Below are 12,332 nucleotides of genomic sequence, written 5' to 3'. Positions count from 1 at the left end.
CGAGGTGTGCTTTCCGACCTCGCCCACGCCCAGCGGGTCCACCGCGACGCTGGGCTGTGCCCCGGTGCTGGCCGCGTGCCGCCCCGACCCGGACGGGTTGTCGGCTGCGGACCGGTCCAGGGGATCGTCGCTATTCACTGGCCGTGCGCGCGTCGTTGCGCGCCGCTCGGGTGCGACGTCCACGCGACGGTCCCGATGGCCTCGAGGACTTCGGTGCGCCGAGCACGTACGACTTGACCAGATGGTTCCAGCTGCAAGTCCGGCATACCTCCACCACATGTACTGCGAATTCGTCGTAACGGGTTGCCAGCAGGACCAGCTCCTCGGCCGTTCGTGCCGACCCCGACACCGGACCCAGCGAATCGCCGAATACCCAGGACACCAGGGTCAGCTGCTCCTTGCGGCAGATCGGGCACATGATCGTGCTGGGCTTGCCGTGAAACTTGGCGGCGCGCAGCAGGTACGGGTTGGCGTCACAGACCTCCGTGACACCCGTGCGGCCGGAGTAGACCTCGGCCAGCAGTGAACGGCGCCGGAGCGCGTAATCCACCACCTGTCGCTGCAATCGCACGCAGACCAGAGTACGTCGGCGCACCGAGTGCCGAGGGTCGACCGGCCACTCCGGGTCCCGGTGCGTCGCCCCGAACGGCGTCCCACCTCTTACGATCATCGGGTGTCAACCCGTCAGACGCCCGGTACCCGGGCCAAGGACAGCGACCGCAACGACACCTGCGCGATCCTCGACAGCGCACTCGGCGACGGTCAGTTGTCCAATGAGGAGCACCGGCAGCGCGTCGCCGCGGCGACCAACGCCGCAACGCTCGGCGATCTGCAGGGCCTGGTGTCCGATCTACAGACCGCCAATGCGCCCGTGCAACTGCCCAATCTCAAGCCCCGCATCCCCGGGGCGTCCGGAGGCTGGGGCATCCGGGCGGCGATTGCCGGCGTCCTGGTGCTGCTCGGCATCGGGATCGGCTGGGGTCTGTACGGCAATACATCCTCACCCCTGAACTTCACTTCCGACCCGGGCGCCAAGTCGGACGGGATCGGTCCGGTGGTGCTGACCGCCCCGCGCCAGCTGCACTCGCTGGGCGGACTGACCGGGCTGTTCGAGCAGATGAAGCAGAAGTTCGGCGACACCAACGGCTATCGGATGGTCATCTACCCGGATTACGCCTCGCTCGACCGGCCCGATCCGGGCGAGGACCGGCGAGTGCTCAGTTACACCTACCGCGGCGGCTGGGATGACCCGAGCAGCACGTCGAAGTCCAGCGACGCGCGCATGGTCGATCTGGCCAAGTTCGATATGAAAGCCGTCATTGGGACGCTGCGCGGGGCGCCGGAGACGCTCGGGATCAAGCCGTCCGAGGTCACCAGCACATATCTGATCATCGATCCGTCGGGTGATCCGACCACTCCGGACGCCGTCGAGCTGTCGATCTATGTGTCCAGCGACTTCGGCAGCGGCAACCTCGAGCTCAATCCCGACGGCACGTCCAAGCGGATCAGCTACCCCTCCTGACCTGGGCATATTCGCGTCGGGCTGGTGCGAACGCGGCCATCAATTAGCGCCGAATATATCGGCGCGATACTATTGCGCGAGGTGTTGGACCGCCGTAACGAAGCAATGCGTCAAGGGAGGTGATTCGGATGCTGGAACTCGCGATCCTCGGGCTCCTCCTCGAATCACCGATGCATGGCTACGAGCTGCGGAAGCGGCTCACCGGCCTGTTGGGTGCCTTTCGGGCTTTCTCCTATGGCTCGTTGTATCCGGCGCTGCGCCGCATGCAGGCCGACGGTCTGATCGTCGAGGACGCCGCCCCCGTGGGCGTCGTTCCGCTGACCGGTACCAAGGTGCGCCGCGCCCGGCGTGTCTACCAGCTCACCGACACCGGCCGGCAACGTTTCACCGAGCTGGTCGCCGACACCGGACCCCAGAACTACACCGACGACGGCTTCGGCGTGCATCTCGCGTTCTTCAACCGGACCCCGGCCGAGGCCAGGATGCGGATCCTGGAAGGCCGCCGCCGCCAGGTCGAGGAACGCCGGGAAGGCCTGCGGGAAGCCATCGCCCGCGCCAGCAGCTCGTTCGATCGCTACACCAAGCAGCTGCACCAACTCGGCCTGGAATCCAGCGAGCGCGAAGTCAAATGGCTCAACGACCTGATCGCCGCCGAACGGGTCGCTCAGACCCACCCCGAACAGACCACCTAGAACGTCACCCCCTGATGAACACAGCACCACTGCAGTACCGGATATAAGGAGAACCCCATGAGTGAGAACACCGCGACTGACGTGCGGGTCGCCATTGTCGGCGTCGGTAACTGCGCGTCCTCGCTCGTCCAGGGCGTGCAGTACTACCAGGACGCCGACGAGAACTCGAACGTCCCGGGCCTGATGCACGTCAAGTTCGGTCCGTACCACGTGCGCGACGTGAAGTTCGTCGCCGCGTTCGACGTGGACGCCAAGAAGGTCGGCTTCGACCTGTCCGAGGCGATCTTCGCGTCGGAGAACAACACCATCAAGATCGCCGACGTGCCGCCGACCGACATCGTCGTGCAGCGCGGCCCCACCCTCGACGGCATCGGCAAGTACTACGCCGAGACCATCGAGATCTCCGACGCCGAGCCCGTCGACGTCGTGAAGGTGCTCAAGGACGCCAAGGTGGACGTGCTGGTCTCCTACCTGCCGGTGGGTTCGGACGACGCCGACAAGTTCTATGCGCAGTGCGCCATCGATGCCGGCGTCGCATTCGTCAACGCGCTGCCGGTCTTCATCGCCAGTGACCCGGTGTGGGCCAAGAAGTTCGAGGACGCCGGTGTTCCGATCGTCGGCGACGACATCAAGAGCCAGGTGGGCGCCACCATCACCCACCGTGTGATGGCCAAGCTCTTCGAGGACCGCGGCGTGACGCTGGACCGCACCTACCAGCTGAATGTCGGCGGCAACATGGACTTCAAGAACATGCTCGAGCGCGAGCGCCTGGAGTCCAAGAAGGTCTCCAAGACCCAGGCCGTCACCTCCAACCTGACCGGCTCGCTGGCCGGCAAGGTCGAGGACAAGAACGTTCACATCGGACCGTCCGACCACGTCGCGTGGCTGGACGACCGCAAGTGGGCCTACGTCCGCCTCGAGGGCCGCGCCTTCGGTGACGTGCCGCTGAATCTCGAGTACAAGCTCGAGGTCTGGGATTCGCCGAACTCGGCGGGCATCATCATCGACGCGGTGCGTGCCGCCAAGATCGCCAAGGACCGGGGCATCGGCGGACCGATCATCCCCGCCTCGGCCTACCTGATGAAGAGCCCGCCGGAGCAGCTGGCCGACGACGTTGCGCGGGTCGAGCTGGAGAAGTTCATCGCCGGCTGACGACGATGCGCCAACCCGGCTGATCATCTACGCCGAGACTGCGGTCAGCGCGAGATTCCCCATCGGGACTCGCACTGGCCGCAGTTTCGCGTTCAGGTCAACGGTTCGTAGACTAAGAGGTTCGCCCCGGCGTACTCGAACACGTTCGTGAGCAATGTGTCGAAGTACTCGCCGAGCGGTGACGGACCCGCCGGCCCCAGCGGCAGCACCACCGCGGTGGCCGGCTTGGTGGGTGTGGCGATCGAAATACTCTGGCCGGTGGTGCCGTAGACGCCGTTGTCGGTGGTTCCGCCGAAGAGGTCGTTCACCCAGCCCGCCGTGATGATCCCGGCCGCATCGATGTTCTCGCGCAGCGAGAACCCGGAGATCAGGTACTCCGAGAACTGGAGCAACCCGTTGCCGCCCTCCATGTAGTCGATGTGCGTGCCACCGACCAGACCCACACCGTTGAACGTGTTCGGACGAGCGGCCAGCAGCTTGTCCGCCATGTCCCCGCCGCGGTTCCACATGTAGCGCTGCGAGGAGATCAGATAGATCGGCCGGTAGTGCTTCCCGGTCAACTTGCCCAGCGCGTCGTTGACGGCGTGCGACCCGTTCGGCTCGACGCCGTCGAGCATCACGATCCCGACCAGGTTGTCCATTGCATCGTCGTCCGCCAGATAACCGGCCACTGCCGTGACCAGCGTGCCGCCGGCGGAATGGCCGACCAATGCGTAGGTGTCGGGCAGGGTGATCGCCGAACCCCATGCCGCACTGGCACTCTCGGTCAACGCGGTGCGCGACCCCTCGAAGAGTTTCGCCACCGCCCTCTGCAGGGTCGAGCCACCGACCCAGTCCGCGTTCGCATCGAAGAAGTTGGACGACAGCGATGGCGCCACCACGATGCTGTTGGTGCGTTCGGCCAGATGCGCGGCGGTGTAGCTGTACATCGGGCCACTGGCCATGAACCCGTGCTGCAGATAGATCAGATGCGTCGAACTGTCGATGACGTCCGGGAAGTACCAATCGGCTTCCACTTGCTCGCCGTTGCCGATCGGCAGGGTCAGCGACGACGTCCGGACGGTCACCGTGCTGCCGGCCGGCAGCATCGGAGGTCCGTCGACCAGGTGGATCAACCCCATCAGCAGGTTCATCACCAGTGAGCCGACGACGGTCAGCAGGGACGGCTGGTGCGCCCCGGCGGCAACCGCATCCGCGTCCGCCGCGACGGCGACCGTGGCCGCCACCGCCTCTTCCTGCACCGAATCCGGTTCGGCCGGAGCCGATTCCGTTCGGACGGACACCGTCTGCACGTTCGCCGTAGCGGGATCGGACGCCACGCGGGCGGAGGCGATCTGCTCATCGCTCGGCGTGCTCGGGGGATCGCTCTGGCGATCGGTGTCGCTCTCCGCGTTCTCGGTCTCGACCGACGGCGCCACCGCCGACTTCACTTCAGTGCCGGCGGTCGCATCGTGCGCCGTCTTGCGTGCCTCGGACACAATGTCCGGTGCCGCGGGTGAATCCTGGTCATCGACAACGACTTCGGGCACTTCGGCGGTGGGGTCCTCGGCCGCCGAAGTGTCCGGCACATCGGTGTCGGCCTGGTCCGTGTCGGCCTGGTCGGTATCTGCCTGTTCGGTATCTGCCTGTTCGGTATCTGCCTTGTCGGAGTCGGCGCGGTCCGCCGTCTCGGTGTCGGAGGTGGACGAATCCTTGGCCTCATCGACATCGCCCGCGGGTGTGGGCGTGCTCGACGGTTTGGTCGCCTGGGCCGGCGTGTCGGACACCCCGGTATCCGCCGACGTACCTGCGGCGGGTTCGGCGGCGGCACTCGCAGCACCGACCAGCAGTCCGGTTGTCACTGCAGCGATGGCGAATCCCGCCTCGGCCGCCGACCACCAACGTCGATCCCCCATGTCCGTCCTTCATTCGCGTTAATTAGATGAATCCGACTATGGGTATATTTTTAACCCACTCTCGGGCGGGGCACAAGACCGGGTTCCGGCATACTGGACCTCACCTGCGATTACCGGACGGACACCTTTGCCATCGCCTTCTCCACGCCGAGCCCGCGGCCGGCCGGCCGGTGGCGGGAACACCGCTGACCAGGCGAAGGAACTCCTACTGGATGCCGCCGAGCGGTTGATCCTGCTCCGCGGCTACCAAGCCTCGACCATGGAGCTCATCGCGCAGGAAGCCGGCTACTCGCGCGCGCTGATCTACCGGCAATTCCCCAACCGCCGACGCCTACTGGAAGCACTGGTCCAGCGCGTCACCAAACGCCACCACACCGCCATCCTCGAACGGCTGCCCGTTGATTCGACCCTGACAGAGTTGTTCGTCGAGGCCCTGGTGATCGTCGCAACCGAGCTGATCCACGACCCACTGCTCAAGACCATCTCCGAACAGACCGACGACGGCACCGTCGCGCACATGATTGCCGGTGACCCCCAACTGCCCGTCCTGGTCGCGACCATGATCGAGGGCTACAGCGGCCTGGTCCGCCCCGGCCTGGCGGCCTCCGACGTCGCCAAGTTCGTGGTTTCGACCGCGTTGAGCATGCTGCTGGGAGTCATCCCCGGCATCGACACCCCCGATGTCGCGAGGCGGTACCTGCGAACGTTCGTACTGCCGGCCATCTTGATCGATCCGCCGAACGCCGAGCTGGTGTTCACCCCGCCCGACCCACCGGTCCGGCGACGCCGAGTAGGGTCCGCGGAGTGAGCGCCACGGACTACTCCGACGACGAACTGGCAGCCCTCGACGAGTTCGCCCTGCTGCCGCAGAACGCCGAACAGGCCGGGTTCAACGGCCCGCTGCCCCCGGTACATCGGGTGGACCTCGGCGGGATCAGTGCCCTGCACTGGGGCCAAGGACCGGCCGAGGCACTGTTCCTGCACGGGGGCGGCCAGAACGCCCACACCTGGGACACCGTGATCCTCGGCCTCGGGCTGCCCTCGGTACTGGCCGTCGACCTGCCCGGGCACGGCCGCTCTGATTGGCGCGAGGACGGGGACTACGGACCGAAACTCAACGCGCAGACGCTCCGGCCGGTGCTGCACGAACTGGCCCCGCAACCCCGTCTGGTGGTCGGCATGTCGCTGGGCGGCCTGACCGCGCTGCGGCTGGCCACCACCGATCCGGCACTGGTACCCGAGCTGGTGCTGGTGGACGTCACGCCGTCGGCCCCCGAACGGCACGAACAGATGACCAAGGCCCAGCTCGGCGCGGTCGCGCTGGTGCAGGGCGACCGTACCTTCCCCACCTTTGCGGCCATGGTCGACGAAGCCGTCACCGCCTCACCACACCGCAGTCGGGAATCGTTGCGGCGCGGCGTTTTCCACAATGCCAAACAACTCGACGACGGCACCTGGGCCTGGCGTTACGACACGTTCCGCAAGGGCGACGGCTTCGAGGGCCTATGGGGTGACGTCCCCTCCATCACCATGCCCACCACGCTGGTGCGGGGCGCCAACTCGTTCTTCGTCAACGATGAGGACGCCGCGCAATTCGCCAGGGACGCACCAGGATTCCGGCGCACCATCATGGTGCCCGACTCCGGGCACTCGGTCCAGGGTGACCAGCCCGCTGTGCTGACCCAGATCCTGCGCGACATCCTGGACCAGAAATGAGCCGTCCGCTGCGCATCGGGGTCCAGCTCCAACCACAGCAGTGCGCCGACTACGGCCGCATCCGTGATGCGGTCCGCCGATGCGAGGACATCGGCGTCGACGTGGTGTTCAACTGGGACCACTTCTTCCCGCTGTACGGAGATCCCGACGGCGCCCACTTCGAATGCTGGACCATGTTGGGCGCCTGGGCCGAACAGACGTCCCGCGTGCAGATCGGCGCATTGGTGACGTGCAACTCGTATCGCAATCCCGAACTGCTCGCCGATATGGCCCGCACCGTTGATCACATCTCCGGCGGCCGGTTGATCCTTGGTATCGGCTCGGGCTGGAAGGACCGGGACTACCAGGAGTACGGGTACGAATTCGGCACGGCAGCAAGCCGTCTCGACGATCTGGCAGCCGCACTACCCCGGATCACGGCCCGGCTGGCGAAGTTGAACCCCGCGCCCACGCGGCACATCCCGATCCTGATCGGCGGTCAGGGCGAACGCAAGACCCTGCCCCTGGTGGCCCGGTATGCCGATATCTGGCACGGGTTCACCACGCCGCAAACCCTCCCCGGCAAGGCCGCCCTGCTGGACGGCTACTGCCGCGACCTGGGTCGGGACCCCGCCGCGGTCGAACGCTCTGCCGGGGTCGAGAACAACAGCGGGGTGGCCCGCGGCGAGGGCACGGCAGCCCTGCTGGGCAACGCCGAGTCGCTGGCAGCACAGGGTGTCACGCTCTTGACGATCGGCGCGAACGGGCCGGACTACGACCTGACCGCTGCGCAGGCGCTGTGCCGGTGGCGCGATCAACGCTCCGGGTGAGCACAACCCTTCACCAACGCGCCGCGCCCGGGTAGGTTTCGGCCAATGACCCGGTTGTGGCGGATTCTCGTTGCCGCGCTGTTGGTGACGCTGACGGCGCTCGCACTGGCTCCGGCGGCGGGCGCCGATCAGTGCGCCCCACCGGGCCCCGACAGCGCCAGTGCGTTGCCCACCAACCTGGCTGCGGCCGCCGGTGGTCCCGGATCGGACCGGTACACCACCGCGTCGGTCATCCCACTGGATCGCATCGACCGCAATGCGCTGGGCCTGGGTACCCCGGGCACCCTGACGGTCGGCACCCTCTCGGATGCGCCGCCCAGCATCTGTATCAACTCGGCCGGCCAGTTCACCGGCTTCGACAACGAACTGCTGCGCGCCATCGCCGCCAAACTCGGTCTGCAGGTCAATTTCGTGGGCACCGACTTCTCGGGGCTGCTGGCCCAGGTCGCGTCGCGCCGCTTCGACGTCGGCTCGTCGTCCATCACCACCACCGATGCCCGTCGGCGAACCGTCGGGTTCACCAACGGATACGACTTCGGCTACTTCTCACTGGTGGTCCCGTCCGGCTCGCCCATCGACAGCTTCTCGAAACTTGCTGCCGGCCAACGCATCGGGGTGGTGCAGGGCACCGTGCAGGAGGCCTACGTGGTGGACACCCTGCACCTGGACCCGGTGAAGTTCCCCGACTACAACACCGTCTACGCGAGCCTGAAGACCCGCCAGATCGACGCGTGGGTGGCGCCGTCACAACAAGCGGTGGGCACCGTGAAACCCGGTGACGCCACCGAGATCGTCGAAAACACGTTCAGCCTGGACAACTTCGTGGCGTATGCCGTGGCCCGGGAGAACAAGCCGCTGATCGACGCGCTGAACTCCGGTCTGGACGCGGTGATCGCCGACGGTACCTGGGCGCGGCTGTACTCCGACTGGGTGCCCCGTGCGCTGCCACCGGGTTGGAAACCGGGGTCCAAAGCGGTTGCCGCACCCCAGCTTCCGGACTTCGCCGCGATCAGCGCCACCCGCGGCACGCCGGAGGCCGGTGGTGCCACAACGCCGAAGTCCACCCTGGCGCAGCTGCGTGAATCCTTCTTCACCTGGGACCTGTACAGGAAGGCCATTCCCGACCTGTTCCGGACGGGCCTGCCCAATACGCTCATCCTCACCAGCGGCGCAGCCGTGATCGGCCTGCTGCTCGGACTGGCACTGGCCCTCTCGGGCATTTCCCGATCCCGTTGGTTGCGCTGGCCCGCAAGGGTTTACACCGACATCTTCCGCGGCCTTCCCGAAGTGGTGATCATCCTGCTGATCGGGCTCGGCTTCGGACCGGTGGTCGGCGGGCTGACGGGCAACAATCCCTTCCCGTTGGGCATCGCCGCACTGGGACTGATGGCCGCCGCCTACGTCGGGGAGATCCTGCGGTCCGGCATCCAGAGCGTCGAGCAGGGGCAGTTGGAGGCTTCGCGGGCACTGGGTTTCGGCTACGGGTCGGCAATGCGGCTGATCGTCGTCCCGCAAGGCATCCGGCGCGTGCTGCCCGCCCTGATGAACCAGTTCATCTCGCTGCTGAAGGCGTCGTCGCTGGTGTACTTCCTGGGCCTGATCGCGAGCCAGCGCGAACTGTTCCAGGTCGGCCGCGACCTCAACGCCCAGACCGGTAACCTCTCGCCGCTGGTGGCCGCCGGCCTGTTCTATCTGATGCTGACCATCCCGCTGACCCACCTGGTGAACTTCGTCGACACCCGGCTGCGCAAGGGCCGGACACCGCAGGACGAAGACCTCCTCGCCGAGGAGATGGTCTGATGACGACGACACCTTCCCCGGTCTCACTGGCGGCGAACGACATTCACCTGTCGCTCGGGCCGAATCCCGTTCTGCGCGGGGTCGACATCGACGTCCCCGCCGGCACCACCACCGCTGTGATCGGACCGTCCGGGTCGGGCAAGTCGACCCTCCTGCGGACACTCAACCGGCTGCACGAGCCCGACCGCGGTGACATCCTGCTCGACGGTCGCTCGGTGCTGCGCGACGACCCGAACCTCCTGCGGCGGCGCATCGGGATGGTCTTCCAGCAGTTCAATCTGTTCCCACACCGCTCGGTGCTCGACAATGTCGCGCTGGCGCCGCGCAAGCTCCTGAAACTGCCCGCCGAGGCCGCGCGGGAGGTGGCGCTGACCCAGCTGGACCGGGTTGGGCTGCGGCACAAGGCCGCCGCCCGTCCGGGCATGCTGTCCGGCGGTCAGCAGCAACGGGTGGCCATCGCGCGGGCACTGGCGATGTCCCCGCAGGTGATGTTCTTCGACGAAGCCACCTCGGCGCTGGACCCCGAATTGGTCAAGGGCGTACTGGCACTGATCGCCGAACTGGGCGCCGACGGAATGACCATGGTGGTGGTAACCCACGAGATGGGGTTCGCCCGGTCGGCGGCCGACGCGGTGGTGTTCATGGACCACGGCCGGGTGCTGGAGTCCGGGCCACCGGAGCGTCTCTTCGAGTCCGCCGAGACCGACCGCTTGCAGCGATTCCTCGACCAGGTGCTCTAGCCGAATACGCGTCGGCACCAATCCGCCACGACACGACGTGCGCGCAGAGCGTAACCATTAGACTGCCAAATCATGTCCGAAGCCGATGCCGGAGCAACGACTGCGCCCGAGGTGACCGAGCTCGCCGAGGGTCTGCAACGCACGTTGTCGAAGCTGTTCTCCGTGCTCCGGCGGGGCGAGGTCAATCGTGAGACCGCTGGCGAACTGACCCTGGCGCAGCTGTCCATCCTGGTGACCCTCCTCGATCAGGGACCGATCCGGATGACCGAACTGGCCGCCCACGAACGGGTCCGCACCCCCACCACGACGGTGGCCATCCGCAGGTTGGAGAAACTCGGTCTGGTCAAGCGCTCGCGGGATCCGTCGGATCTGCGCGCCGTTCTGGTGGAGATCACCCCGAAAGGTCACGCGCAGCACGCCGAGTCCCTCGCCGCACGCCGGGCCTCGCTGGCCAACATGCTGCGCCGGCTCAGTCCCGAGGACGTCGCCGTGCTCGAGGCGGCGCTGGGACCGCTGTCCCGGCTGGCCGGCGAGTAGGCATCCACCCCGCCGAAACCTACGTTTGGGCGGCGTCTACTCGCTCTTCTTCGCCCGTTCGTCCGTTTCGGCGTGGGTAACGGTGATGTCCGCTCGAAGTAGCGGTCAGCCCAGCCAGTCCAGCACCGCGGCCGCGGTCCACGACTGCTGCATGCTGCCCAGCGGCTCGCCGGTGAACGGTTCGTAGTACTCGGCGAACGTCCCGTCGCTGGCCTGCCGTAGGCCCTCACGGCGCAGCACCGCGGAACGTTCGGCCCAGCCGCGCCGTGCGAACGCCCACGAGAACAACCACGTCAGCACCGGCCAGACCGGTCCGCGCCAGTACTCGCGGCGCCGGAAGTCGCGGGACACCGGCGACGTCGACGGGATGAGTGGATACCTCAGATCCGGGTGACCGCTGAACCGCGGCCCCTCGAGTAATCGCAACAACGCCCGCTCCCGATCGTGCGGCAGTCCACCGCACAGCAGCGGTGCGAACTGCGCAACGGTTTCGGTGGCGATCCAGGATTCGGCGCGCACGTCGTAATCCCTTGCGGCGCCGGTTCTCTGGTCGGTGGTCTCGACCACGCCCGCCCGGAATCGGTCGGCCCAGCCGTAGAGTTCGCGGACGTCGGCGTGCGGACGCTTGTGATCCTCGCCGATCTCGGCCAGCACCTGACACGCCACCGAAAAGATCGCCGAGACGAAGACGTCCTCGACCACGAAGCTCATCACCTTCGGCAGCAGTCCGTCGTCGTAGCGGACGCCCTTCATCTCCTCGAGCAACCACAGATAGCGGTCGTACTCGGCGTCCGACGGACGCTGCGTCGCATCGGTGTTGATCTTGTTGTCCTCGCGCTGGTACTCCGGAACGGCACCGGGAATCACGTTGGCGTACGGGCCATCCCAGCGCGGCGAGTTGTCCATCCCGGATTCCCAGCCGTGGTACAGCGTGATCCGGCCACGGCCGTTCTGGTCACGCGCCTCGGCCAGCCAACGATGCCAGCTGACCAGATCGTCCCACCGATGATCCAGGAAGGCCTCGGCCACCGCCCGGGTGGACCGCCCCCGGCTGCGCGCGTGATCGAGAATGCGTTGCACGGCGATCGCGTGGACCGGCGGCTGGGTGATCCCGGAAGTGTGCCGGGTGCGCGGCGCGTGTGCGGCCAGCGCCGAACAGGCCCAGCGGGCCGGCCCCGGGAAGTACCCGTCGACGCCGTTGGCGAACACGATGTGCGGGATCATCCCGTTGCTCCACTGCGCCGAGAGCAGCGTGTCGAGTTCGACGACGGCCCGCTCGACGCTCAGCGGTGCCAGGCCCACCGCGACGAAGGCCGCGTCCCAGCTCCACATGTGCGGATACAACAATGGCGCCGCCGTCGTCATCGCGCCGAGGTCGTTGCCGCGCAGCAGGTAGGCGGCGCGAGCCGCCAGCTGGGTCGGCGTGAAGCTCGGGTCGGGCGCCATGGGTTCCATTTTGCGGCCCCGCC

The 12,332-nt window shown here is 67.0% G+C and carries 12 protein-coding genes; 9 read left to right on the top strand and 3 right to left on the bottom strand.

Annotated features, from left to right (window positions below; genetic code table 11):
* Positions 1 to 130: 130 nt before the first annotated feature.
* Positions 131 to 571 (bottom strand): DUF5318 family protein, encoded by a 441-nt coding sequence (locus tag U0R18_RS21200; protein WP_526372177.1) that lies wholly within the window; start codon positions 569 to 571, stop codon positions 131 to 133.
* A gap of 102 nt (positions 572 to 673) precedes the next feature.
* Between U0R18_RS21200 and U0R18_RS21195 the strand changes: the two genes are divergently transcribed.
* From U0R18_RS21195 to U0R18_RS21185, 3 genes are all read left to right on the top strand, one after another.
* Entirely contained in the window at positions 674 to 1,522 is an 849-nt protein-coding gene (locus U0R18_RS21195) for a DUF1707 domain-containing protein (RefSeq protein ID WP_526372175.1), read from the top strand.
* A 128-nt stretch (positions 1,523 to 1,650) separates the two neighbouring features.
* On the top strand, positions 1,651 to 2,214 hold the full coding sequence (locus U0R18_RS21190) for a PadR family transcriptional regulator (RefSeq protein ID WP_526372173.1): 564 nt from the start codon (positions 1,651 to 1,653) through the stop codon (positions 2,212 to 2,214).
* Positions 2,215 to 2,271: 57 nt separating this feature from the next.
* Positions 2,272 to 3,366, top strand: a complete 1,095-nt coding sequence (locus tag U0R18_RS21185) for an inositol-3-phosphate synthase (RefSeq protein WP_526372171.1) — start codon at positions 2,272 to 2,274, stop codon at positions 3,364 to 3,366.
* A 92-nt stretch (positions 3,367 to 3,458) separates the two neighbouring features.
* Here U0R18_RS21185 and U0R18_RS21180 read toward each other — a convergent pair whose 3' ends face one another.
* Positions 3,459 to 5,261: an alpha/beta hydrolase family protein gene (locus U0R18_RS21180; protein WP_526372170.1), complete on the bottom strand. Its 1,803-nt coding sequence runs from the start codon at positions 5,259 to 5,261 to the stop codon at positions 3,459 to 3,461.
* A gap of 127 nt (positions 5,262 to 5,388) precedes the next feature.
* On the opposite strand from U0R18_RS21180, the gene U0R18_RS21175 reads away from it, so the two are divergent.
* From U0R18_RS21175 to U0R18_RS21150, 6 genes are all read left to right on the top strand, one after another.
* Positions 5,389 to 6,069 (top strand): TetR/AcrR family transcriptional regulator, encoded by a 681-nt coding sequence (locus tag U0R18_RS21175; RefSeq protein ID WP_526372168.1) that lies wholly within the window; start codon positions 5,389 to 5,391, stop codon positions 6,067 to 6,069.
* Positions 6,066 to 6,977, top strand: a complete 912-nt coding sequence (locus U0R18_RS21170; protein ID WP_526372166.1) for an Rv0045c family esterase — start codon at positions 6,066 to 6,068, stop codon at positions 6,975 to 6,977. Before U0R18_RS21175 ends, U0R18_RS21170 begins: the two co-directional genes overlap by 4 nt.
* Positions 6,974 to 7,786 carry an LLM class F420-dependent oxidoreductase gene (locus U0R18_RS21165; RefSeq protein WP_526372164.1) on the top strand — a complete coding sequence of 271 codons (813 nt, stop codon included), beginning with the start codon at positions 6,974 to 6,976 and terminating at the stop codon, positions 7,784 to 7,786. The genes U0R18_RS21170 and U0R18_RS21165 overlap by 4 nt, the downstream gene beginning before the upstream one ends.
* Before the next feature lie 45 nt (positions 7,787 to 7,831).
* Complete coding sequence (locus U0R18_RS21160) at positions 7,832 to 9,586, top strand: ABC transporter substrate-binding protein/permease (RefSeq protein ID WP_526372162.1); 1,755 nt, start codon at positions 7,832 to 7,834, stop codon at positions 9,584 to 9,586.
* A complete protein-coding gene (locus U0R18_RS21155; RefSeq protein ID WP_526372160.1) occupies positions 9,586 to 10,326 on the top strand; it encodes an amino acid ABC transporter ATP-binding protein in 741 nt (246 codons plus the stop codon). The genes U0R18_RS21160 and U0R18_RS21155 overlap by 1 nt, the downstream gene beginning before the upstream one ends.
* Before the next feature lie 72 nt (positions 10,327 to 10,398).
* Complete coding sequence (locus U0R18_RS21150; protein ID WP_526372158.1) at positions 10,399 to 10,863, top strand: MarR family winged helix-turn-helix transcriptional regulator; 465 nt, start codon at positions 10,399 to 10,401, stop codon at positions 10,861 to 10,863.
* A gap of 105 nt (positions 10,864 to 10,968) precedes the next feature.
* Here U0R18_RS21150 and ggh read toward each other — a convergent pair whose 3' ends face one another.
* Positions 10,969 to 12,309: a glucosylglycerate hydrolase gene (gene ggh, locus U0R18_RS21145; RefSeq protein ID WP_526372156.1), complete on the bottom strand. Its 1,341-nt coding sequence runs from the start codon at positions 12,307 to 12,309 to the stop codon at positions 10,969 to 10,971.
* Positions 12,310 to 12,332 lie beyond the last annotated feature (23 nt).

The organism is Mycobacterium sp. (assembly GCF_046330795.1).
In the GTDB taxonomy this organism is placed as follows: domain Bacteria; phylum Actinomycetota; class Actinomycetes; order Mycobacteriales; family Mycobacteriaceae; genus Mycobacterium.
Note: the sequence above shows the minus strand (reverse complement) of the source record. Positions and strands in the feature narration are given on the sequence as shown.